The sequence below is a fragment of the Amycolatopsis sp. lyj-23 genome (assembly GCF_046549135.1).
Classification (GTDB): Bacteria; Actinomycetota; Actinomycetes; order Mycobacteriales; family Pseudonocardiaceae; genus Amycolatopsis.
In genome coordinates, this window is sequence record NZ_JAJPWN010000007.1 from 310,650 (window position 1) to 333,493 (window position 22,844).

The 22,844-nt window shown below is 71.7% G+C and carries 22 protein-coding genes; 9 read left to right on the plus strand and 13 right to left on the minus strand.

Annotation, left to right across the window (positions count from 1 at the left end; genetic code table 11):
• Nucleotides 1-35 precede the first annotated feature (35 nt).
• Nucleotides 36-626 carry a TetR/AcrR family transcriptional regulator gene (locus ACLJPY_RS19560; RefSeq protein WP_410590322.1) on the plus strand — a complete coding sequence of 197 codons (591 nt, stop codon included), beginning with the start codon at nt 36-38 and terminating at the stop codon, nt 624-626.
• Here the strand turns inward: ACLJPY_RS19560 and ACLJPY_RS19565 are convergent.
• Nucleotides 623-769, minus strand: coding sequence for a hypothetical protein (locus tag ACLJPY_RS19565; protein WP_410590323.1), 147 nt, complete (start codon nt 767-769; stop codon nt 623-625). The two genes, ACLJPY_RS19560 and ACLJPY_RS19565, sit on opposite strands and share 4 nt — an antisense overlap.
• A gap of 111 nt (nt 770-880) precedes the next feature.
• On the opposite strand from ACLJPY_RS19565, the gene ACLJPY_RS19570 reads away from it, so the two are divergent.
• The 3 genes from ACLJPY_RS19570 (at nt 881) to ACLJPY_RS19580 (ending at nt 3,817) form a co-directional block, all read left to right on the plus strand.
• Entirely contained in the window at nt 881-1,495 is a 615-nt protein-coding gene (locus ACLJPY_RS19570) for a DUF4230 domain-containing protein (protein WP_410590324.1), read from the plus strand.
• Nucleotides 1,496-1,589: 94 nt separating this feature from the next.
• Complete coding sequence (locus ACLJPY_RS19575; protein WP_410590325.1) at nt 1,590-3,044, plus strand: aldehyde dehydrogenase family protein; 1,455 nt, start codon at nt 1,590-1,592, stop codon at nt 3,042-3,044.
• Nucleotides 3,041-3,817: an SDR family NAD(P)-dependent oxidoreductase gene (locus ACLJPY_RS19580; protein ID WP_410590327.1), complete on the plus strand. Its 777-nt coding sequence runs from the start codon at nt 3,041-3,043 to the stop codon at nt 3,815-3,817. The genes ACLJPY_RS19575 and ACLJPY_RS19580 overlap by 4 nt, the downstream gene beginning before the upstream one ends.
• A 275-nt stretch (nt 3,818-4,092) precedes the next feature.
• Here ACLJPY_RS19580 and ACLJPY_RS19585 read toward each other — a convergent pair whose 3' ends face one another.
• From ACLJPY_RS19585 to ACLJPY_RS19600, 4 genes are all read right to left on the minus strand, one after another.
• The gene (locus tag ACLJPY_RS19585) at nt 4,093-6,435 is read right to left on the minus strand and encodes a beta-L-arabinofuranosidase domain-containing protein (RefSeq protein ID WP_410590329.1); all 2,343 of its coding nucleotides are present in this window, start codon (nt 6,433-6,435) and stop codon (nt 4,093-4,095) included.
• 236 nt (nt 6,436-6,671) lie between these two features.
• Nucleotides 6,672-7,253 carry a TetR/AcrR family transcriptional regulator gene (locus ACLJPY_RS19590; protein WP_410590330.1) on the minus strand — a complete coding sequence of 194 codons (582 nt, stop codon included), beginning with the start codon at nt 7,251-7,253 and terminating at the stop codon, nt 6,672-6,674.
• A complete protein-coding gene (locus ACLJPY_RS19595; protein ID WP_410590331.1) occupies nt 7,250-7,987 on the minus strand; it encodes an alpha/beta fold hydrolase in 738 nt (245 codons plus the stop codon). Before ACLJPY_RS19595 ends, ACLJPY_RS19590 begins: the two co-directional genes overlap by 4 nt.
• Before the next feature lie 59 nt (nt 7,988-8,046).
• Complete coding sequence (locus ACLJPY_RS19600) at nt 8,047-8,889, minus strand: LysR family transcriptional regulator (protein WP_410590332.1); 843 nt, start codon at nt 8,887-8,889, stop codon at nt 8,047-8,049.
• 96 nt (nt 8,890-8,985) lie between these two features.
• Here ACLJPY_RS19600 and ACLJPY_RS19605 point away from each other — a divergent pair, with 96 nt between their 5' ends.
• Nucleotides 8,986-9,828, plus strand: coding sequence for a TIGR03620 family F420-dependent LLM class oxidoreductase (locus ACLJPY_RS19605; RefSeq protein ID WP_410590334.1), 843 nt, complete (start codon nt 8,986-8,988; stop codon nt 9,826-9,828).
• Nucleotides 9,829-9,971: 143 nt separating this feature from the next.
• Here ACLJPY_RS19605 and ACLJPY_RS19610 read toward each other — a convergent pair whose 3' ends face one another.
• Nucleotides 9,972-10,550, minus strand: coding sequence for a TetR/AcrR family transcriptional regulator (locus ACLJPY_RS19610; RefSeq protein ID WP_410590335.1), 579 nt, complete (start codon nt 10,548-10,550; stop codon nt 9,972-9,974).
• 66 nt (nt 10,551-10,616) lie between these two features.
• Between ACLJPY_RS19610 and ACLJPY_RS19615 the strand changes: the two genes are divergently transcribed.
• Entirely contained in the window at nt 10,617-11,576 is a 960-nt protein-coding gene (locus ACLJPY_RS19615) for a zinc-binding dehydrogenase (protein WP_410590337.1), read from the plus strand.
• Nucleotide 11,577: 1 nt separating this feature from the next.
• On the opposite strand, the gene ACLJPY_RS19620 is transcribed toward ACLJPY_RS19615, so the two are convergent.
• From ACLJPY_RS19620 to ACLJPY_RS19645, 6 genes are read right to left on the minus strand one after another with little or no spacing between them, the layout of a single operon-like run.
• Nucleotides 11,578-12,753 carry an acyl-CoA dehydrogenase family protein gene (locus ACLJPY_RS19620; RefSeq protein ID WP_410590338.1) on the minus strand — a complete coding sequence of 392 codons (1,176 nt, stop codon included), beginning with the start codon at nt 12,751-12,753 and terminating at the stop codon, nt 11,578-11,580.
• Nucleotides 12,750-13,880, minus strand: coding sequence for a dimethylsulfone monooxygenase SfnG (sfnG, locus tag ACLJPY_RS19625; RefSeq protein WP_410590339.1), 1,131 nt, complete (start codon nt 13,878-13,880; stop codon nt 12,750-12,752). The genes ACLJPY_RS19620 and sfnG overlap by 4 nt, the downstream gene beginning before the upstream one ends.
• A gap of 22 nt (nt 13,881-13,902) precedes the next feature.
• A complete protein-coding gene (locus ACLJPY_RS19630) occupies nt 13,903-15,480 on the minus strand; it encodes a dipeptide ABC transporter ATP-binding protein (RefSeq protein WP_410590340.1) in 1,578 nt (525 codons plus the stop codon).
• Nucleotides 15,477-16,307 (minus strand): ABC transporter permease, encoded by an 831-nt coding sequence (locus ACLJPY_RS19635; RefSeq protein ID WP_410590342.1) that lies wholly within the window; start codon nt 16,305-16,307, stop codon nt 15,477-15,479. Before ACLJPY_RS19635 ends, ACLJPY_RS19630 begins: the two co-directional genes overlap by 4 nt.
• Nucleotides 16,300-17,256: an ABC transporter permease gene (locus tag ACLJPY_RS19640; RefSeq protein WP_410590590.1), complete on the minus strand. Its 957-nt coding sequence runs from the start codon at nt 17,254-17,256 to the stop codon at nt 16,300-16,302. Before ACLJPY_RS19640 ends, ACLJPY_RS19635 begins: the two co-directional genes overlap by 8 nt.
• Nucleotides 17,253-18,863, minus strand: a complete 1,611-nt coding sequence (locus ACLJPY_RS19645; protein WP_410590343.1) for an ABC transporter substrate-binding protein — start codon at nt 18,861-18,863, stop codon at nt 17,253-17,255. The genes ACLJPY_RS19640 and ACLJPY_RS19645 overlap by 4 nt, the downstream gene beginning before the upstream one ends.
• A 213-nt stretch (nt 18,864-19,076) precedes the next feature.
• Between ACLJPY_RS19645 and ACLJPY_RS19650 the strand changes: the two genes are divergently transcribed.
• From ACLJPY_RS19650 to ACLJPY_RS19660, 3 genes are all read left to right on the plus strand, one after another.
• The gene (locus tag ACLJPY_RS19650; RefSeq protein ID WP_410590344.1) at nt 19,077-20,060 is read left to right on the plus strand and encodes an LLM class flavin-dependent oxidoreductase; all 984 of its coding nucleotides are present in this window, start codon (nt 19,077-19,079) and stop codon (nt 20,058-20,060) included.
• Nucleotides 20,057-21,328 (plus strand): LLM class flavin-dependent oxidoreductase, encoded by a 1,272-nt coding sequence (locus ACLJPY_RS19655; protein ID WP_410590346.1) that lies wholly within the window; start codon nt 20,057-20,059, stop codon nt 21,326-21,328. The genes ACLJPY_RS19650 and ACLJPY_RS19655 overlap by 4 nt, the downstream gene beginning before the upstream one ends.
• A 90-nt stretch (nt 21,329-21,418) precedes the next feature.
• On the plus strand, nt 21,419-21,907 hold the full coding sequence (locus ACLJPY_RS19660; RefSeq protein WP_410590347.1) for a beta-class carbonic anhydrase: 489 nt from the start codon (nt 21,419-21,421) through the stop codon (nt 21,905-21,907).
• Here the strand turns inward: ACLJPY_RS19660 and ACLJPY_RS19665 are convergent.
• Nucleotides 21,900-22,826, minus strand: a complete 927-nt coding sequence (locus ACLJPY_RS19665; protein ID WP_410590349.1) for a TIGR03564 family F420-dependent LLM class oxidoreductase — start codon at nt 22,824-22,826, stop codon at nt 21,900-21,902. The genes ACLJPY_RS19660 and ACLJPY_RS19665 overlap by 8 nt on opposite strands.
• Between the last annotated feature and the right edge of the window lie 18 nt (nt 22,827-22,844).

A 22,844-nucleotide genomic window follows, 5' to 3' on the forward strand; every position in this document is an offset into this window, starting at 1 on the left:
GCTCGGGACCACGAACCACGGGAGGTGGACGTCGAGTGTCCGAAGCACGCGCACGGCTGCTGGCCACCGCGAGCGAGCTGTTCTACGCGGAAGGCTTGCACTCGGTGGGCATCGACCGGGTCATCGCCGGCGCGGGCGTCACGCGGGCCACGCTCTACCGGCACTTCCCCAGCAAGGACGAACTGCTCGTCGCCTACCTGACCGAAGCCGACAACCTCATCCGCGCCCAGGTGGCCGCGGCCCGCGCGGAGGCGGCGGCCGGTGCCCCCGAGGACGCCGTCCGCGCGGTGGCCACGACGATCGCCGACGGCATCCGCTCACCGGGGTTCCGGGGCTGCGCGTTCCTCAACGCCGCCGCGGAGTACCCCGATCCGGCCCACCCGGTCCACCGAGCCGTTCTCGCGCACCGGCAGTGGTTCCTGGAAACCGTCACGGAGCTGCTCGCCGCCGCGGGCGAACCCGACCCCGAGCCGGCGGCCCGGCACTTCGTCATGCTCCGCGACGGCGCGATGGCGGCGGGCTGCCTCACCGACCCGGCCCCGGTCTGCGTCACGTTCCTCCGCGGGGTGGAGGGAATCCTGAAGTACCGCGACGCCCCCGGCGGCAAGCGGCGGAACCGGGGCTAAGCCGCCCGGTCCGCGGTCCAGGCCACCACGGGTGCGGCGGGCTCCCCGAGTTTGGTGCCCTTGCGGTACCCGCCGAAGATCATGCCGAGCACCAGGACGGCCAGGACCGCCAGCAGGATCCACAGCCACACGGACTTGCGCACGCCCACTCCCTCCGGCCAAGCGGTCACACCGTACCGCTCGATTGGCCGGGCGGCCGTTTGGGTATTCGTGCCGGTATGGGTGCTTGGGGCAAACGGCTCGTCGCTTTCGCCGTGGCAGTGGTGGTTCTGGCCGCCGCGGTACTCGTCGGTTCGGCGGTTCACCTGTTACCCCAATTGCGCAACCCGTTCGCCGAACGGACCGAGGAGCACTCCGGTCCGGTGCTGCTGCAGTCGATCGTCGAGCTCTCCCGCTACGAAGCGGCGAGCGGTTCGTTCCAGGTGGTCGTCGACATCACCACCAGCTCCGTCCTGCCCAGCTTCCTCGTGGGCAGCGACACGCTGTTCATCGGCGTCGGCACGGACAACGCCTACGTGGACTTCTCCCGGCTCAAGGGTGAAGCGGTCCAGGTCTCCGACGACCGCCAGTCCGCCACGATCACGCTGGGCCACGCGCAGCTGGAGCCGGCGACTCTCGACGTGCACGAGTCGCATGTGTACGCCCAGCAGCAGGGCCTCTTCACGCGCATCAGCGACTTCCTCAGCGGGAACCCCAACTCGCAGCAGGCGTTGTACGAGCTCGCGCAGAAGCAGATCCAGGCCGCGGCGGCGAAGAGCTCGCTGGTGGCCGACGCCGAGCGGAACACCCGGACGATGCTGACCGGGCTGCTGCAGTCGCTCGGCTTCAAGAACATCACGGTCAAGTACGCCGACACCAACCCCGGCTGACCCGCAGCTCCGGCGGCGCGAACGAAATTGCCGGACCCTCGGCACAGCTCGCCGCTGGTACTACCTGAAGACCTCGTCCGAGGAGGGTTTGCCGATGACGGGCTTCGCCGTCCCGCCGCTGCGGTCCGGGCTGCCGATCGGGCCGGGGTGGGTCACCGGCACCGGCTCGGCGCCGGTGGTGTTCCCCTACGACGGGACGGTGGTGGCGGACGCCCCGGTCGGCTCGGTCGAGCACGCGGTCACCGCGCTCGACGCGGGCGCTGCGGTCGTCAAGCGGGTGGGGGCGCTGACCTCGGCGGCGCGCCGTTCGATCCTGCTCGACGTCGAGGCCGCCGTCCGCGCGCGGTCGGCGGAGTTCACCGAGCTGCTGGTCGCCGAGACCGGCAAGACCCGCGCCGACTGCGCGCTCGAGCTGTCGCGGACGCTGTTCACCTGGTCGGCGACCGCGGAGGAGGTCGCGCACATCCACGGCGAGACCGTGCCGCTGGACGTCCAGGAGTCCGGCGCCGGGCTGGTCGGGTTCTGGACGCGCAAGCCGATCGGCCTGGTCGTGGGCATTGCGGGGTTCAACGCGCCCCTCCTGCTGGCCAGTCACAAGATCGCGCCGTCGATCGCCGCGGGCTGCCCGGTGATCTGCAAGCCGGCCCCGGCGACGCCGTTGTCGGCGTTGTGGCTGGCGGAGCTGGTACGCGAGGCGGCGGAGCGGCACGGGGCACCGCCGGAGATCGTCCAGGTCGTGACGGGCGACGCCGAGGTCGGGCGCACGCTGGTCACCGACCCGCGCGTGGCGGCGGTGTCGTTCACCGGGTCGGCGGCGGTCGGCCACCGGATCGCCAAGGACGCGGCCCCCCGCAAGGTGCTCCTGGAGCTGGGCTCCAACGCGGCACTGGTGGTGGCGGCGAACGCCGACCTGGACAGAGCGGCCGACGCGGTCCTGCGGGGCGGCTTCTACTTCAACGGCCAGGCGTGCATCGCGGTCCAGCGCGTGATCGTGTGCGAGCCGGTGCGCGAGGAGTTCGTCGGCAAGCTGACCGCCCGCATCGGCGAGCTCACCACCGGAGACCCCCGCGACCCGGCGACCAAGGTGGCGCCCCTGATCGACGAAGCGTCCACCCGCCGCGCACTGGACTGGATCGACCGCGCGGAGCGGGCGGGCGCAAAGCTGCTGGCCGGCGGCCGCCTGGCCGGGCGCACGATCGAGCCGACGCTCCTGCTCGACGTCCCCGAACAAGCGGAGGCGTGGTGCGAAGAGATCTTCGCCCCGGTCGTGGCGATCCGGTCGGTACCGGACCTGCCCGCCGCGTTCGAGCTGGTCAACCGTTCCCGCTACGGCCTCCACGCGAGCGTGTACACCCGCTCACTGGCGGCCGCGTTCACGGCGGTCGAGGAGCTGGAGGTCGGCGGCGTGATCGTGAACGAGGCCCCGGGCTTCCGGTCGGACATCATGCCGTACGGCGGCGTGAAGGACTCGGGCATCGGCCGCGAGGGCCCCCGGTTCGCGATCGAGGAACTGACCGTCACCCGCATGGCCGTGATCCGGCCGGAATGAGCGAGACGATGACCGACTACACCGGATTGTTCCGCCTGGAGGGCAAGCGAGCGGCCCTGATCGGAGCGGGCGGCATCGGCCGCGAAGCAGCACTGGCCCTCTCGGCCCACGGCGCCGAGGTGACATGCCTGGACAAGAACCCGGCAACGGCCAAGTCGACGGCGGCCGAGGCAGGCGGACACGCACGCGAACTGGACATCACGAACGCGGAAGCGGTCGCCCAGGCGGCCGAGGCCCTGGGCGACATCGACGTACTGGTGTTGACGGCGGCCACGAACGTCCGCAAGAGGATCCTCGACTACACCCCGGTCGAGTTCGACCGCGTGGTAGCCCTCAACCTCAAGGCAACGTTCACGGTGCTGCAGGCGTTCGGCCGCCAAATGGTCCAAAGAGGACAGGGAAGCATAATCGTATTTTCCTCGGTCCGAGGTTTCGTGGTCGAGCCAGGTCAAGCGGTGTACGCGGCAACGAAGGCGGGAGCAATCCAGCTGGTGAAGACAGCGGCAGCGGAGTTCGGCGAAGCAGGCGTGAGGGTGAACGCAATAGCCCCCGGAGTGGTCGAAACCCCCCTGACCAACCAGATCAAAGAAAACCCGGATTGGCACAACGCGTACGCAAAAAAGAGCGCACTGGCCAGATGGGCCCAACCATCAGAGCTGGCCGGAGCAGTGGTGTACCTGGCATCGGACGCAGCAACATACGTAACGGGTTCAACGCTGATGGTAGACGGAGGCTGGACAGCAATAGACGGCCGCTATACACCACCAAACTAAAACGCGAGATAACCACAAACGGGACCACAGAAGCACCCAGACCTCCCCGCAACCCCGATCCGAAGCCAGAACACGGCCGGCGGCACCGGGTCAAGGCACGCTTTCCCGCCTTGACGCGGTGCCGCCGACCGTAGTCACAATGGCAAATCGGGGTAGCAAAACCCAGTGCAAGGTAAGACCAACAGACAGCCAAACCAGAACCAGCAGACCAACCGGCAGCCAAACCAGAACCCAACAGATCACCGGAAGCCAAACCAGGACCAGCAGACCGACTCTCAGCCGTTGCGCACGAGCCGCCACCGATTGGCCGAAGCCCCATTATCCGGCCCCTGCAAAGCATAAGCCCCAGCAGCAGTGGACCCATTCTCAATGGTCAGCAACTTACCACTGTTAACGTTGACGATCTTGGACGACCCATCCCCCTGATCAACAACAGTCCACCGATGATCAGCAGTCCCGTTGTCCGACCACTGCAGAACCCTCCCCCCATCAGCCGTCGACATGTCCTGCACACCAAGCACCTTCCCGCTGTTGGCGTTCCGGAACCGCACAGAACTCCCATCGGTGATCAGCTCCCAGTTGTGATCGGCGGTACCGCTGTCCGTCCACTGCAGCGCGCGACCACCATCGGCGGTGGACATGTTCTCCACACCCAGCACCAAGCCACTCCCGACGTTGACCAGCCGGTAGGTCGTCCCACCGGAACCACTGGTGTTCCAGTAGACGGTGTAGTTGAAGCCCTGCGCGTCGTAGAACGGCACCAGGTTCACCGCGGCACCGTTCGCGGTGGCGCTGAAGGTCAGCGCACTGCTGCTGGTCCGGGTGACCGAACTCGCGTTCAACGACGGCAGCGCGCCGAGCGTGCTGTTGCCGTAGTTGCCCGCCAGCACCACCGGACCGTAGGTGACCGCCGCGACGTTCGCGTTGTCGTTGGCCGCCTTCAGCGCCACCTTCATGGGCAGCCGCACGGTGACGGTGTCGCCCGAAGCCCAAGAGCGGGACAGGGTCGCGTAGCTGCCGGGAGTGGCGGTCAGGTTCTGCGCGACGCCGTTGACGCTGATGGTCGCCCCGGTGGTCCAGCCCGGGATGCGGATCCGCATCGCCCAGGTCCCGCTCACGCTCCCGGTCACCGTCAGCGTGGTCGTGTCACTGGCCGGGAACGACGTGGTCTGGGTGACCGTGATGCCGCGCTGGGTCCAGGTGAGCACCGACGGGAGGAACTGGTGCACGATCAGCGTCGTGTCGGCGTAGGAGTAGATCGAGTCCGCCAGCTTCGTCTGGGTCTCCAGGCCGCTGCCCTGGCAGCACCAGAACGAGTTGTAGTCGGTGCTCCACGTGCCGCCGCCCCAGGCGGGGCCGAGGCCGCGGCGGCCACCCGGGTTGAGCGAGCTGAAGTACGTGATGTGGCCGTGGCTGTCGGCCGGGTTCTGCTGGCCGATCATCTGGTTGAGCAGGGCCCGCTCGTAGTAGTCGGCCAGGTCGGCGCGGTCCGGGTACAGCGCGAGCAGTTCCCGGGTCAGCTTGAGCATGTTGTAGGTGTTGCAGCTTTCGCACGTGTCCTGGTTGAGGTAGCCGGCGATGGCGTTGGGCGCGCGGAAGTGCTCGGCCTGGCTGTTGCCGCCGATGGCGTAGGTGTGCGCCCCGACGGTGATGTTCCAGGCGTTCGTGGCGATGTCCCGGTAGCGGGTGGTGCCGGTGGCCTTGTACTCCCGGGCGGCACCGATCCACTTCGGGATCTGGGTGTTGGCGTGCAGGCCGTTGAGCTGGTCGCGGTTGGCGGCCAGCGGGTCGAACACGGCGGCGTGGTCGAAGCGCTGCGCGGCGGTCAGCCACCGCGCGTCACCGGTGTACTGGTAGAGATCGGTGAGCACCGCGTTCATGCCGCCGAATTCGGTGTTCAGGACCGACTGCATCTGGCTCGTGCTCAGCCGCGCGGTCCGGCGGTCGACCCAGCCGGCCAGGTTGAGCAGCACGTCCCTGGCCTGGGTGCTGCCGATGTACCGCCACACGTCGAGCAGGCCGGCCATCGTCTTGTGGATGCAGTAGTACGGGACGTTGCCGTTGGACAGCTTGCCTGCCTCGAGGTTGTCGAAGTCGGACTCGGGGAAGCCCGACAGGTACCCCGCGGCGAACCCGGCGGCGCTGTTGTTGGCCTGGCACTTGGCCAGCTCGGCCACCATCGTCGTGGCCTTGTCGCGGCTCGTGGTGTCGTCGGCGACGGCCCACAGCTGGGCCCACGCCGAGAGGAAGTGCCCCTGCACGTGGCTGCGGAACGGGAAGTTCGGCGCGTCCCAGCCGCCGTTGGTGGCCGCGCCGGCCGTGGAGAGCCGGTGGTTGGCGCGGAAGTTGTACAGCAGCCGGTTGACGTCGACGAACCGCAGGTAGTTCTGCGTCCGGTTCTGGTTGTCCAGCCACCGGCTGGCGGTCAGCCGCACCTGGCCGAGCTCGAACGGGAACGCGGACACCCCGGCGTCCGGGCGGACCGGCCCGACGGCCGCGGTGGCCGCCGAGGCCGCCGTGGCGACCGGGGCCCAGCCCACGGCGGATCCGGCCGCGGAAGCAAGGGCGGTGGCTCCGGCGGCTTGCAGCAACCGCCGCCGGCTGAGGGATGGGGACACCGGGTACTCCGTTCATCGGGCGGACAAAAGCGAGCCAGCACAATGTTAGCGTTAACAAAGTGAGCTCTGTCACGATACTCAGGCAGCTGTTGCCACACAAGACCGCCGCCGCCCGGGCCGCGCGCGACTTTGCCGAAATCGGCGACGGCACTGAAACTTTCATTTCCGCCGGACCCGGTTTCCCATTCCGGGATACCCGCGGACGGTGTTTCCCGCTTCGGCGCGCCGGACCGGCGTCAGGTCCGCCGCAGCCCGTTCACCAGGAGCTGCACCAGGTGCCGCGCGTCGTAGGACGCCGCCGTTCCCGCGCCCGCGCAGAGGCTGCCGACGCCGCGCATCAGCTCGTACGCGTCCTGGCCCGGCACGATCTCCCCGGCCGCGGCCGCCGCGTCCAGCAGCTGCGTGCAGACCGGGCCGAGACGTTCGAGGAAGTAGGCGTGCAGCGGGTCGTAGCAGGGTTCGTCGGACTGCAGCACCGACGCCAGGCCCTGCTTGGTGATGACGAAGTCGACGAACCGGTCGATCCACTCCACCAGCGCCCGGTGCGGTCCAGGTTCCGCCGCGAGCAACGCGGGGCCGGCTTCGGCCAGGGCCTCGACCTGCAGCCGGTACACCGCGAGGATGAGGTCCGCCCGGGTCGGGTAGTGGCGGTAGATGGTCGCCGTGCCCACCCCGGCCCGGGCGGCGATCTCCCGGATCGGCGCCTCGACGCCGGAGGTCACGAACACCGCGGCCGCGGCCTCCAGGACGTTGCCGGCGTTGCGCCGCGCGTCCGCGCGCTGCGGCGGTTTGCCTGCCGCCGTCCGGGAACCGCTCACGACCGCATGCTACCGGCCCCCACCGGCTCCCCGACGTCCAGCAGCAGCCCGGCGAGCTCGGCGGGCGCGGTGATCATGCAGTCGTGCCCGGTGGCCAGCTCCCGCACGTCCGCGGGCTCGCCGTTCGGCTGCACGGCGGGCACCGGGCGCCGGTCGAACCCGGCCGGCTTCACCGTGCAGTGGATGTGGGTGCGCGGGATCGCGCGCAGGGCCGGGTTGTCCTGGGCGACCGGCTCTTCGAGGCACCGCAGCGACTGGTCGGACAGCATGGTCCGCAGCCAGGCGACGTCGCCCGGATCGGTGACGCCGAACAGGCCGAATGGCGCGGGCAACTCGGGCAGCGGCGGAACCCGCCAGCCGGTCCCGAGCATGCTCCGGCTGATCGGCATGACGTCGAGGGCGTTCTCGCCGTCGGCGGGCACCATCGCGTCGAGGTACACCAGCCGCGCGATCCGCTCCGGCACCTCGTTGGCCACCGCGGAGATCACCAGGCCCGCGTAGCTGTGCCCGACCAGGACGACGTCGTGCAGGTCCGCTTCGACCAGCAGCCGGACGACGTCGGCGGTGTGCGTGCGCAGGCCGACGTCCGGGCTCAGCAGGTGCCGGGTCTCGCCGTAGCCGGTGAGCGTCGGGGTGAAGACCCGCCGCCCGCTCGCCGCCAGCCGCGGCACGACCCGCGCCCAGCACTGCCCGGTGTGCCACGCGCCGTGGACCAGCACGTAAGTGATCGCCATGGAAGCTCGATTCGTCAAGTGGGACGTTGTCCCGGTTAGCATACGGGACATTGTCCCACTTACGTCGCGGCGGGTCGATCCCCGAAGGCCGCCGTGTGGGCCGCGGCGCACTCGCCCGGCAGTTCCACCGGCACGACGACGCTGCCGGTGACGGTCGCCGGCGGCTCCAGGGGTATCGCTCGTACCCGGGCCGACCGGATCTCGGCGACCTGGTCGGCGGGCAGCACCGTCCAGCCGCGCGGATCCGAGCCGACCTCGACGACGGTGTCCCGGGCGGTCCCCGCCGGGCGGCCGGCCCGTCCCTCGAGCCCGGCCGCGCGCAGGGCGACGGTGTCCCCCGACGGGATCCGCAGTTCGCCACCGGCGAGGTCGGCGACCCGCACGACCGGGCGGTCCGCGGCGGGGTGGCGCGCCGACACCACCGCGAAGACCGGCTCCGTCCAGGCGGGCAGCACCCGCAGTCCCGGCGCCGCCTGCACGCCCCGGACCAGCGCGAGGTCGGCGTCCCCCTGCCGCACGGCGTTCAGGCGCGCGGCCGGCGGCAGGTCGACGAGCACGACGTCGAAGCCCGCTCGCTCGCGCAGCGCGTCGATCCCGCGTTCCAGCCGGGCCGCGAACTGCCCGGCGCCGGTGCCGATGCGCAGCACGCCCGCGCGCGCGGTGAGCCGGACCCGGTCGACGGCCGCGAGCGCCTCCCTCGCCGTGCCGAGCACGCGCTGCCCGGCTTCGGTCAGCCGCACCCGGCGCGGCGACCGGTCGAACAGCCGGACGCCCAGCTCGCGCTCCAGCGCGGCGATCTGCCTGCTGACCGCCGGCTGGGCGATGTGCAGCCGCTCGGCCGCGCGGCCGAAGTGCAGCTCGTCGGCGACCGTGACGAAGTACCGCAGCGCCCGCAGTTCCACCGGCCCGCTCCTTTCCTGCGACGATGCCGCGAAGGTATCGCTGCCCGGCGGAACCGGTCCTGGTTCCCGGACCGCGGGACTGGTGCACTTCACGGCATGGATCTCGGACTGCTCGGCGCCCACCTGCGCGAACACCAAGTGACCCCGGACGCGGCCGTCGCCCTCGAGCACGCCGGCTACGGCACGCTCTGGCTCGACGCCTCTCCCCCGGCCGACCTGGAGCTCGCCGAAGCGCTGCTCGACGCGACCAACCGGCTGGTGGTCGGGACGAGCGTGGTCAACGCATGGACCGCCGACGCGGCCACGGTGGCGGCCTCCTACCACCGGATCGAGGCGAAGCACCCCGGCCGGTTCCTGCTCGGCGTCGGCATCGGGCACCGCGAAGTGCACGCCGAATACGCGTCGCCGTACGAGACGCTGGTGTCCTATGTGGACGCCTTGGTCCGCGACGGCGTGCCCGCACCGAGGATCGTGCTGGCCGCGCTCGGGCCGCGGATGCTGCGCCTGGCCGGGGAGCGCACGGCCGGGACCGTCCCGTGCATGATCACCACCGAGCACACCCGCCGCGCCCGGGCGGCCCTCGGCCCGGGCAAGCTGGTGCTGCCGGGCCAGTTCGCCCTGGTGGAACCGGACGCGGCCCGCGCGCGGGCGATCGCCCGTTCGGCCCCGCCCGGAACGGCGCTGGCCGTGACGAACTACGCGAGCAACCTCCGCCGGCTGGGTTATACGGCGGAGGACCTCGCCGAGGCGGGCAGCGACCGCCTGATCGACGCACTGGTGGCCCACGGCCCGGCGGACGTGGTGGCGGCGACGCTCCTGGCGCAGTTGGACGCGGGTGCCGACCAGGTGGGGGTCTACCCACTCGGGGACGATCCGGTGGCGACCTTGCTCGCGGTGGCGGAGGCGGTGGCCAGCTCGGGGCGGCTCGAAGGCCGTTGAGTGCGATCGCCGCAGGCGCCCGGCGGTCCCGCCACCGAGGGGGCTCCCCCGGGCGGCTCGACGCTCCGCCGAGCGCAATCGCCACGGACGCCCGCGGCCGCAGCCTCGCTCACCTCCGCGGCGGCCCACCGCCCAAGCCGTCCTCACCCCGGGACAGCTCGAAGCCCGTTCAGCGCAATCGCCGTGAACCGCCTGGCCGCCGCCACCCGGGCCGCCGGCGAGGGGCCCTGGATGCCACCGGCCGCCATCAGTACCAGCACCACGTCGTCCACCGTCGTCTCCGGTCGCACTCGCCCGGCCTCTCTCGCCTGGCGCACCAGCTCCGCGAGCGACTTCAGCGCCCGTTCACGCTCGGCCGTGAAGTCGATCGCGCGCGGGAACGCCGACACCAGTGCCGCCGTGATCCCCCGGTCGCGGGCGTACAGCTCGCCCAGCCGCTCGAGCACCGTACACAGCCCGTGCCAAGGGTCCGGGTCCGCGAGCCCGTCCTCGACGACGGCGTAGCACGCCCGCAGCTGCTCCTCGAACGCCTCGGCGAACAGCTGCTCCCTCGTCGGGAAGTGGCGGTAGAGCGTCGCCGGGCCGACTCCCGCGTGCCGGGCCACCTCCCGCATCGGTGCGGCCAGGCCTTCGGCGGCGAACACCGCCCGGGCCGCTTCGAGGAGGCGCTCGCGGTTGTCGCGGGCGTCCGAACGCCGGATCCGAGGCAAACGGTCGGTCACCCTCTCACTTTAGCCGAACCGGACGGGGGCGTCCGTTACCGTCGCGGCCGCACCGAACCTCGGGAGATGACCGTGAAAGCAGTGGAAATACGCACTTTTGGCGAGCCCGGTGGCCTGGCCGTCGTCGAGCGCCCCGACCCGCGTCCGGCCGCCGGCGAGGTGGTGATCACCACCGAAGCGATCGGCGTCGGCGGCGTCGACGCCCTCATCCGCCGCGGCGCCCTCGCCGCCTACGGCTTCGAAGCGGGCCACGTCCCCGGCGGCGAGGTCGCGGGCGTGGTCACCGCGCTCGGTGACGGCGTCGACGCGTCGTGGGCCGGGGCCCGCGTCTGGTCCCCCACCGGTCTCGGCGGCGGGTACGCCGAGCAGGCGCTCGCGCAGGCCGCGACGCTCGTGCCGGTGCCGCCGGGCGTGTCGCCGGTCGACGCGGTGACGCTCGCCGGCTCCGGCGTGGTGGCCCGCTTCGGCCTTCGGCACGCCCGCTTCGAGCCCGGCGAATCCGTGCTGGTGCGCGGCGCCGCGGGTGGCATCGGGGTGCTGGCCGTCCAGCTCGCGGCGCGCGGCGGAGCTAGCGCGGTCGGGGTCACGACGTCGTCGGCCGAGCGCGGTGCCCGCCTGCGCGCGCTGGGCGCCACCGAAGTCCTGGACCGCTCGGGCGACGGACCCACCGGCTACGACGTGGTCATCGACGTCGTAGCCGGCGAGCAGCTGCCGGCCTTCCTCGCCCGGCTCAACCCCAACGGGCGGCTGGTCGCGGTGGGCGCGGTCGCGGGCCCACCGCCGGCGCGGCTGGCCGCGGAGATGTTCGCCGCGTTCCGGAAGTCGCTGACCTTCGCGACGTTCAGCGCCGACACCGTGTCCACAGAGGACCGTCGAACGGCCGCGGCCGAGCTGCTGGCCGCCGCGGGACGGGGCGAGGTGGACAGCGTTGTCCACGACGTGCTGCCGCTGGCGCACGCCTCCCTCGCCCACCGGCAGCTCGACGACGGCGAAGTCTTCGGCCGGCTCGCGCTCGTCCCGGCCTGACTCAGGTGTACCAGGTCGGCGTCGGGTACTCGCCGAGCAAGGCGTAGGCACCCACTTCGCGGCGCTTGTACGGCAGCGGGTCGTGCAGCGAGTGCGTCCGCAGGTTGCGCCAGAAGCGGTCCAGGCCGTACTTCGACGCACTCGCCCGCGCGCCGGTCAGCTCGAAGATCTTCGTCCCGATCTCCAGGCCGGTGTCCACCGTGCGCTGCTTGGCCGCGGCGATCAGCACGGCGACCTCGCCGCGTGCTTCGGGCGTCAGCTCTTCGCGCGGGGCGTGCAGCACGCGGGAGATCGCCGCGCCGGCCTTGTCGACCAGGGCCTCGACCGCCCACAGCTTCGCCTGCAGGTCACCGTAGCCGTCGAGGATGTACCACTCCTCGGCCGCGGCCTGCTTGTCGTCACCGCCGTAGGGCCAGGCGCGGGTGTGGTCCCGCGTGTAGGCGAGCGCGGTCTCCAGCGCGCCTTGGGCGATGCCGAGGTAGAAGTTGGTGAAGACGAGCTGGATCGCCGGGACGTTGAGCGTGTTGTACACCAGCGGCCGGAACTTCCGGTCGACGTACCCGGCCGCCGACTCCCACGGCACCCGGACGTCGGTGATGGTCACGCTGCCGGACTCGGTGAGGCGCTGGCCGATGTTGTCCCAGTCGTCGTGGAAGGTGATGCCCTCCTGCTGCGACGGGACGATGGCGAAGATGTGGTCCTCGGTCCCGGCCAGGACGCCTTCCAGCACCGTCAGGTCGGAGACCTTGCTCCCGGTCGAGAAGGACTTGTGCCCGTTGTAGACGATCGAGTCGCCGTCCTCGGTGATCGTCAGGTCGGAGTCGCGCGGGTTCACCGCGCCGCCGAAGAACAGGTTGCCCGTCGTGTACAGCTCTTCGACGGCGGCCACCTGCTCGTCCGTGGCCACCAGGCGCGCCGCCCAGGCCCAGAGGTAGTGGTAGCCCAGCAGCTGCCCGATCGAGCCGTCGGCCCGGGCGATCTCGCGGATCACCCGGTAGGCGGTGTCCCACGTCTGACCGCCACCGCCGTGCTCGGCCGGGCCGAGGAGGGTCACCAGGCCGTTGTCCTTAAGCAGCCGGACTTCCTCGTACGGGGTCTCGCCCCGGCGGTCGCGCTCGACGGCGTCGACGGCCAGCTTGGCGGCGACCTCGCGGGCGCGTTCGATCCAGTCGGTCATGCTCGGCTCCCCACGGGTTCGGGCGTTGCGGCGCTGCGGTCGATGTCCTTTTCCAGTTCCCGGATGATCGGCAGCACGTGCTTGCCGAAGTGCTCGACGTCCTCCTGGAAGTGCAGGAAGCCGAGCAGCAGCAGGCTCGCGCCGCGGCGCTTGTACTCGATGGCGCGTTCGGCGACCTGCTCCGGGGTGCCGATCAGCCGGGTGCGGAAGCCGTCGTTGTACTGCACGAGGTCGGCGAACTCCGAATCCGCCCACATGCCCTTCTTGTCCGCCGTCGAACTACCGGCCTGCTGCACCGCGGAACGGAACCCTTCGACCGCTTCCACGTTGGCCTTCGCGACGATCTCGCGCAGCACGTCCCGCGCTTCCGCTTCGGTTTCGCGGGCGATCACGAAACCGTTCAGGCCGAATCGGACGGCGTGACCGCTTTCGGCGGCGTACCCGCGGACCTCGGCCACCTGCTCGCTGAACCCGGCGTAATCCTTGCCGTTGCTGAAGTACCAGTCGGAAACGCGGCCGGCCAGCTTGCGGGCGGCCGTGGAGTTCCCGCCCTGGAAGATCTCGGGATGCGGACGGCCATCACCCGAAAGGGGCTTGGGCTTGATGTCGAAGTCGTGAATGCGGTAGAAGTCGCCGGCGAACTCGGCGTGGTCGTTCGTCCACAGTTCCTTGAGCACGCGGATGAACTCTTCGGACCGGCGGTAGCGTTCGTCGTGCTCCAGCCACGGTTCGCCGAGCCCGGTGAACTCGTCCTTGAACCAGCCGCTGACGACGTTCACCGCGGCGCGGCCGCCGGACAGGACGTCCGCGCTCGCGATGAACTTCGCCAGCACGCCGGGCTGCCACAACCCGGGGTGCACGGCCGCGATCACCTTCAGCCGCTGCGTCGCCAGCAGCAGCGCGAGGCTGAACCCGGTCGATTCGTGTTGGTAGGCGGCGCCGTAGCTGGCGGTGTAGCGCACCTGGGTGAGGGCGTATTCGAAACCGTTGTTCTCGGCGATGACCGCGAGATCCCGGTTGTATTCGTACCCCCAATCGGTGCGCTGCTCGATGTCGCTGGTGACGAGCCCGCCGCTGACGTTCGGCACCCAATAGGCGAATTTCAGTGGTTCGTGGAGCTGGGTCATGAGCGGAGAATGCGGCATGGCCTCACGGCTCGGCAAAAGCATCCACGGGCTGGGAAACCGCCCGGCGGCCGGGAATCGCCGCCAGCAGTTCCTTCGTGTACTCCGACTCCGGTTCCGCCAGGACCCGGGCCGCGGGACCGAGCTCCACCAGCTCCCCCGCGCGCAGGACGCCGACGTGGTCCGCGAGCTGCCGGACCACCGCCAGGTCGTGCGAGATGAACAGGTACGACAGCCCGAGCGAAGCCTGCAGGTCCGCCAGCAGGCGCAGGATCTGCGCCTGCACCGAGACGTCCAGCGCCGACACCGGTTCGTCGCACACCACCAGGTCCGGTTTCAGCGCCAGGGCCCGCGCGATCGCCACCCGCTGCCGCTGGCCGCCGGAGAGCTCCGCCGGCTTCCGCCCGGCCACCGACGCCGGCAGCGCCACCTGCTCCAGCAGTTCGGCGACGCGCGCCCGGCGGTCCGGCAGCCCGAACGCCCGCAACGGTTCGGCGACGACGTCCTCGATGGAGAACTTCGGGTTCAGGGACGCGTACGGGTTCTGGTAGACGATCTGCATCCGCCGCCGCAGCCGGCGCAGCCCGTCGCCGGTCAGCGCGGTGATGTCCTGGCCGTCGAACGACACCGAGCCCGCCGACGGCGTTTCCAGCCGCAGCACCATCCGCGCCGTCGTCGACTTGCCCGAACCGGACTCGCCGACCAGGGCGAGGGTCTGCCCGCGCGGGATGTCGAACGAGACGCCGCCGACCGCGCGGATCCCGCCGTCGAACGTCTTCGCCAGGTCCCGCACCGAGACCAGCGGCTCGGCCGGCGGCGCGGCGGGACGCACGGCGCTCGACATGCTCGGCGCGGCGGCGAGCAGCTGCTTGGTGTACGGGTGCGTCGGTGCGCTGACGACCGACGGGCCTTCTTCGACGACCGAACCCTGCGAGAGCACCACGATCCGCGACGCCCGGTCGGCCGCCACGCCGAGGTCGTGCGTGATCAGCAGGATCGCCGTCCCCGATTCGGCCGCCAGCGCCGTCAGGTGGTCGAGGATCCGCTGCTGCACGGTGACGTCCAGGGCCGAGGTCGGCTCGTCGGCGATGATCAGCTTCGGCCGTCCCGCCAGCGCCGACGCGATCAGCACGCGCTGCCGCAGGCCGCCCGACAGCTGGTGCGGGTACTGCCGCGCGCGCAGCCCGGGCTGGGGCACGCCCGCGCGCTCCAGCAGCTCGATCGCCTGCAGCGACGCCGCCCTCCGGTCCGCGAGGCGGTGGATCTTCAGCACCTCCGCGACCTGGTCGCCGACCCGCTGCACGGGGTTCAGCGACACCGCCGGGTCCTGCGGGACCAGCGCGATCTCGCGCCCGCGGACCCCCCGCCACTGCTTGCCGGAGAGCGCGAGCAGGTCCCGGCCGCCGAAGGTGATCGAGCCGCCGTCGACGCGGCCGCCGCGGGGCAGCAGCCCGATGACCGCGTGCGCCGTGGTCGACTTGCCCGAGCCCGACTCACCGACGACGGCGACCACTTCGCCCGCGTCGACGTGCAGCCCGACGTCACGCACGGCCGGCACCCCCCGGTACGACACGGCCAGGTCCGAGATCCGCAGCAGGGTCATCGTCCGCCTCCGTCCAGCGCGCGGGAGAGCCGGTTGGCGGCGAGGACCACCGCCGCGACCGTCAGTCCCGGGAACGTCGTCATCCACCAGGCGGTGGCCAGGAAACTGCGTCCGCCCGCGACGAGCGCGCCCCACTCCGGGGTGGGCGGGGTCGCGCCGAAGCCGAGGAAGCTCAGCGCGGACACCTCGAGCACGGCGGTGCCGAGGGTGAGCGTCGCCAGCGCGAGCACCGGGCCCGCCGCGTTGGGCAGCACGTGCCGGAGCAGCACCCCGGACCAGCGCACGCCGCCGGCGCGGGCGGCTTCGACGAACACGCCGGTGCGCACCCGGAGCACCTCCGCGCGCATGACCCGCGCGAAGGAGGCCAGGTTCGCGATGCCGACGGCGATCGCCACGTTCGTCGTGCCGAACCCGAGCGCCGTGACCAGGGCCAGCGACAGCAGGATCGGCGGGATGGCCAGGAAGACGTCGACGACCCGCATGATCACGGTGTCGAGCGGGCCGCCGCGGAACCCGGCGAGCAGGCCGAGCGCCGAACCGGCCACCAGCGCCACGACGACGGCGATGGCGGTCGCCCGCAGTGACAGCGACGCGCCGTGGATCACCCGCGCGTAGACGTCGCGGCCGGTCTCGTCGGTGCCGAACAGGTGGTGCAGCGACGGGCCGTGCAGCCGCTCGGCCGGGACACCGGCGATCGGGTCGTACCCGGTCAGCAGGGCCGGCGCGAAGGCCGCGAGCAGCACGAACCCGAGCACCGCCACCGCCACCACCAGCCCGGGGGGCACTTTCACGTGAAAGTGCCCCTTCGCGAGGGTCAGGTCAGCCATGGGGCACCGCCTCCGGGGTGCGCGCGATGCGCGGGTCGAGCAGCGGGTAGAGCAGGTCGACGGCCAGGTTGAGCACCACGAACACGAGCGCGGCCAGCACGATCACCGCCTGCACCACCGGGACGTCCTGCGCGGTGACGGCGGCTGCGGTGATCCGGCCGACGCCGTCGCGCGAGAACACCGTTTCGGTGATCACCGAACCCGCGACGAGGTTGCCCGCCACCACCCCGGCGACGGTCAGCGCCGGCACGGCGGCGTTGCGCAGGAGGTGTCCGAAGTGGACGCGCCAGCGGCTCGCCCCCTTCGCCGCCGCGATCTCCGCGTACGGCTGCTCCTGCTGGGTGGCGAGGCTCTTCGCCAGCACCTGCCCGATGATCGCGCCGGTCGGCAGGGCCAGCGTGAGCGCGGGCAGGATCAGCGCGGAGAACCCCTGCGTGCCCAGCGCCGGCAGCAGCCGCAGGCGGAACGAGAAGAACTGGATCAGCAGCAGCCCGACCCAGAACGGCGGCAGCGAGATGGCCAGCGACGGCAGGGACAGCAGGGCCTGGCGCAGCCAGCGGAACCGCGTGAACGTGCCGAGGAACGCCGTCCCGCCGCCGAACAGCACCGCGAACACCAGTGCCAGTCCGGTGACCGCGAGCGTCGGCGGCAGGGCCGTGAGAACCATGTGCGTCGCGTCGTCGCCGGTCGCGACACTGCGTCCGAAGTCGCCGTGCAGCGCCGAGACGAGGCGGTTCAGGTACTGCACCGGCAGCGGCGAGTCGAGGCCGTACGCCGCGCGGGCGGCGGCGAGTTGCTCGGGCGTCGCCGACGAACCCGCCTCGCCACCGGCGAGCTTCGCCGAAACGGCGTCCCCCGGCAGCAGGTAGAGGATCAGGAACGACAGCGTGAACGCCGCCCACAGCACGAACACCGCCTGCCCGACGCGGCGGAGCAGGTAGCGCCTCACGAGAGCCACGCGTCGAACAGCTGCAGCCGTGACGACGCCTCGAAGTCGACGCCGTGCGCCTTCGAGCTCAGCGCGACGACCTGGGTCAGTTCGAACACCGGGATCGCGTAGGCGTGCTCGACGATGAGCTTCTGCGCCTCGTCGGCCGACGGCTTGCGCTTGGCGACGTCCACAGTGGACGACTGGGCGTCCAGCGCGACGTCGAGCGGGTTGCCCGGCGTCAGCTTGCTGCGGTTGCCGGCCTTGGTGGAGAACTGGCTGCGCAGGATGTCCGGGTCGGCGCGGGTCACGTTGTACCAGAGGAAGTCGTAGTTCCCGCTCAGCTGGATCTGCGTGGTCTCGGCCGTCGTGTGCTGCTCGATGCGCAGGTCGAAGCCGATCTTGCGGAGCTGCTGCTGCACCAGTTCGAGCACGCTGCGGTTCTGGTTGAACACCGGCGAGAACACCACGGCGGCGCTCAGCTTCTGGCCGTTCTTGACGCGGATGCCGTCGGGGCCCGGCACCCAGCCGTCGGCGTCCAGCAGCGCCGCGGCGCCCTTCTGGTCGTGCGCGAGCTGCTGCGAGAGGTCGCTGACCAGCGGCGTCGCCGAGCCGAGGATGCTGGTGGCGGCCTTGTAGCTGGGCGTCAGCACGGTGTTCACGACCTCGGCGCGGTCGACACCCTTGAGCACGGCCTGGCGCACCTTCTCGTCCGCGAGCACCCCGCGGGTGGTGTTGGCGTGCAGGTTGAACACGACACCCGGGTTCGGCCGGATGTTCTCGGTGAAGCCGTTGCCGGTGAACTGCGGCTCGTCCACCGGCTGGACGTCGGTGGCCGCGTCGAGCTGGCCGGAGGCGAGGCTGCCGGTGCGGACGCCGGGCTCGGGCACGATCTTGTAGTCGATCTTGTCCAGGTAGGCCTCGCCCCGGTGCTTGAACAGCGCCGAACCCCAGGCGTAGCCCTTGCGCTTGACCAGCACGATCTCCTGGTTCTGCTTCCGGCTCTCGAACACGAACGGCCCGGAGCCGAGCAGGCCGTTGCCCTGGCACCGCTGTTCCGGCGTCTTCCGGTACGCCGCGGGCGCCAGGACGCCGAGCGAGACGGTCGAACTGGCCTGGAGGAACTGCGCGCTGGGCGCGGAGAAGTCGAGGCGGACGGTCTGCGGGTCGACGACGGCCGACCCCTTGTAGGCGGCCAGGTAGCCGAAGCCGAGCTGGGCCTTGGTGCCGAGGGCCTTGATGCCGTCGAAGCTCGTCTTCACGGCGGCCGCGTCGACCGGGCTGCCGTCGGAGAACGTCGCGCCGGAGCGCAGGTGGAAGGTGAACGCCGTGGAATTGGCGTTGATCTCCCACTTGTCGGCCAGCCACGGCTTGAGCTCGCCGGTCTTCGGGTCCTGGTCGGTGAGCGAGTCGGCGAGCTGGCGGGCGACGTTGATCGACGCGTTCGTGGCGGCCTGCTGCGGGTCGATGCAGTCGGGCGCCGACGAGATGCCCAGGCGCAGCGTGCCGCCCGGCTTGGGCGGGCCCGCGTCGGTCGCGGAATCACCGCCCGCCGTGGAGCAGGCGGTCAGCAGCACGGGCAGGACGAGCAGGGCCGCGGCGTGGCGGGCACGGGAAAGAGGGGACACCGGACGGCCTCCAGCGGGGAGCGGTTGCAGCTTTCGGAACGCGACGCTAGCCATGCGCCGACCCCCGTCCCACACTGCGAACCGGCGTCCCAGCCACTGGCACCGCGCCGAGACACCCTTGACACGCAGGCGTTTCCTGCTCCGGTTCCGATCACGGAGTCCACATCCTGAACTCGCGTGCACCGCGGGGGCGCGCCGGATAGCTGTGGAGCCATGACTTCTCACAGCCTGCACGTCGCCGTGGAGCTGGACGGCGAGCTGTCCCCCGGCGCGCTGGCGGGCACCGTCACGACCGCCGAACGGGCCGGGTTCACCTTCGCCACCTTCGACGACTCCCCGCTCGGTGGTCCGCGGCTCGACGCCACCACCCGGGCGGCCTTCGTCGCCACGCTGACCGATCGCCTCGGGCTGGCCCCGGCCTCGAACGTCACCACGGCCGAGCCGTTCCACCTGGCCGCGCAGCTGGCCAGTCTCGACCACGCTTCGCACGGACGCGCGGCGTGGGTGGTCGGTGCCGACGGCTCGGCCGAGGCGCTGGCCACCGTCGGCGGCTCCCGGCTCGGCCCGGACGCGCTGCACCACGAGGTCGCCGAGGTCGTCGAAGTCGTGCGCCGGCTTTGGGATTCCTGGGACGACGACGCCGTCGTCAAGGACGTCGCCACCGGGCGGTACCTCGACCCGGACCGGGTCCACCACGTCGGCTTCACCGGAACGCGGTTCTCGGTCAAGGGCCCGTCGATCACCCCGCGGCCACCGCAGGGCCGTCCGGTGGTGCTCGCGTCCGACGCGCTGGCCGAGGCCGCCCGGCCGGACATCGTGCTGGTGGGCGGCGCCGGTCTCGACGACGTCCGCAACCGCGCCCGGCGCGCTCGCGACACCGGGGCTCGCCTGGTCTTCGCCGAGGTCGACGTGGTGCTCGACGCGCCCGCCGGGCGACGGCCGCAGCAGGATCGGTTGCGCTACACCGGCTCCGCGCCGGGATTAACGGAACTTTTGGGCTGGCTGGCGACCAGCGTCGACGGCGTCCGGCTGCACCCCGCCACGACGGCGGCGGACCTGCCGGTCCTGGCCGGGGAGGTGCTGCCGGCGCTGCGCACCGAAGGCCTGCTGACCTCGCCGGAACCGGGCGCCACGCTGCGGGAGTCACTCGGGCTGGGCCGCCCGGTGAGCCTGTTCGCCACCGGAGGTGCGGCATGACCGCGCGGCTGCACCTCGGCGTCTTCTACACCGGCGTCGGCCCGCAGTTCCTGTGGGACGACCCGTCGAACGCCGACCACACCGCGATCGAAACGTACGTTTCGGTGGCCCGGACCCTCGAACGCGGCCTGTTCGACGCGTTCTTCCTCGGCGAAGGCCTGCGGGTGCGGGAGAACCGCGGCCGCGTGCACGCCCTCGACGTCGCCGGGCGGCCGGACGCCATCACGCAGCTGAGCGCGCTGGCCGCCGCCACCACGCGGATCGGGCTGGTCGCCACCCAGAACACGACTTACAACTTCCCCGCCGACCTCGCCCGCCGGCTGTCCTCTTTGGACTTCCTGTCCGGCGGCCGGGCGGGCTGGAACATCGTCACCACCGACAACGCCTGGACCGGCGCCAACTTCCGGCGCGGCGGCTGGCTGGCCCACGAACGCCGGTACGAGCGGGCCGAGCAGTTCGTCGAAGCCGCGCTCGCGCTGTGGTCCGGCGGCGGGCTGGTGGACCGGCACACCGACCTGGTCAACCTGCGCGCGGCCCCGACCGTGCCGCCGAGCCCGCAGGGCCGTCCGGTGCTGTTCCAGGCCGGCGACTCCCCCGGCGGCCGCGAGCTGGCGGCCAAGTACGCCGACGTCGTCTTCTCCGCGAACACCGCCTACGACAAGGCCATCGCCTACGCCGAGGACCTGCGCGCCCGGCTCGCCCGCCACGGCCGGCCCGCCGACGCCGTCCGCATCCTGCCCGGCGCGACGGTCGTCCTCGGCGACACCCCGGCCGACGCGGCCGAGCGCGCGGAGGACATCCGGCGGCGCCAGATCACCCCGCAGCGCGCGCTGGCCTTCCTGGAGCAGTACTGGGGCCAGGACCTGTCGGCCTACGACCCGCACGGCCCGCTGCCGGACATCGAGCCCGCCGACGGCGAGCTGGACCCGTCCCGCGGGACGCTCTCGATCGAGGACCGGACGGGCAAGCTGGAGCGGATCCGGCGGTGGCGGGAGCTGGCCGAAGCGAAGAAGCTGTCGATCCACGGGCTGGTCCTCGAGGTCCAGCCGCGGCAGCACGGCTTCGTGGGTACGCCCGGACAGGTCGCGGACGAGTGGGCGCGGTACGTCCGCACCCGCGCGGTGGACGGGTTCAACATCAGCCCGCACCTGGTCCCGGCCGCCCTCGACGACGTCGTCGACCGGCTGGTGCCCGAGCTGCAGGACCGCGGCGTCTACCGGACCGAGTACCAGGGCACGACGCTGCGGGAGCACTTGGAGCTGCCGTAGCGCGGTGTCCAGCCCGTGGGCGCGCTTGCGCCGTCGTGGCGCGGGCGGGTCCACTCGGCGCAAGCACATTCGCCCACCGGAAGGATCGGCATGTCCGTCACCGACGAGCTCCTGGCCAACAACGCCGCCTACGCCGCCCGGTTCTCGGGGCCGCTGCCGCTGCCGCCCGCCAAGCACGTCGCCGTGCTCGCCTGCATGGACGCGCGCATCAACGTCTACGGCGTCCTCGGCCTCCAGGAAGGCGAGGCCCACGTCATCCGCAACGCCGGCGGCGTGGTGACCGAGGACGAGATCCGCTCCCTGGCCATCAGCCAGCGGCTGCTGGGCACCGAGGAGATCATCCTGATCCACCACACGGACTGCGGCATGCTCACGTTCACCGACGACGACTTCAAGCAGTCCATTCAGGACGAGGTCGGCATCAAGCCCCCGTGGGCGGCGGAGGCGTTCGCCGACCTCGACGACGACGTCCGCCAGTCGATCGCCCGGATCCGGAACAGCCCGTTCATCCCGAAGAAGGACTCGATCCGCGGGTTCGTGTTCGACGTGGCGACCGGCAAGCTCAACGAGGTCAGCTGAGCGACCCCGCCAGCTGCCAGGTACGCAGCCGTTCGCGGGGTGAGCGCATCCCGGACTGGATCAGGATGACTTCGGTGGCACCGGCGTCGAAGTACCGCCGCAAACCCGCCGCCACCACGCGCTCGTCGCCGACCAACGCCAGGTCGGCGGCGTGCGCCGCACCCTCGATCTCGAGGATGCGCCGGTAGGACGGGATATCGCCGTAGTAACCCAGGTGAACCGCGGCGACCTGCCGGACCGTGTCGGCGTCGTCCGTCACCACCGCCGGGACCGCCGCGATCACCCGGGGTTCCGGGCGGCCCGCGTCGGCCGCGGCCTTCGTGAGCGTCGGGACGATGTGTTCCGCGAGCGCCCGGGGGCCGGCCAGGAACGGGAGAGTGCCGTCGGCCAGTTCGCCCGCCGCGCGCAGGGCTTGGCGGCCCATCGCCGCCACCACGATCGGGACGTCGCCGCCGCCCGGGACGGCCGTCGGCAGCGGCGGGCACGCCGTCAGCGTCTCGCCGTCGAACGCCGGGCGGCGGCCCTCGAAGACGTCGCGCAGCACCGTCAGCGATTCGCGCAGGGACGTGATCGGCGGCGGGTATTCGAAGCCGAACGCCGGTTCCAGCAGGCTCTGCACGCCCAGGCCGAGGCCGAGGGTGAACCGGCCGCCGGTGGCGGCCTGCACGGTCTGCGCCTGCGCCGCGAGGTGGAGCGGGTGCCGGGGGTAGAGCGGCACGACGGCGGTACCGACGGCCACTTCGGGCACCTCGCGCCCGGAGAGAGCGGCGAGCGTCAGTGCGTCGTGGTCGAACAGCTGGGAGAACCAGACCGAACGCAGGCCGGCGCCGGCGGCTTCGCGGGTCTGGGCGAGCAGCGCTTCGACGCTGTTGGCGGCCCCCGACAGGTCGCCGGCGGGCAGGGCGGCACCGATGGTCATGAGCATTCCTTCCGGATC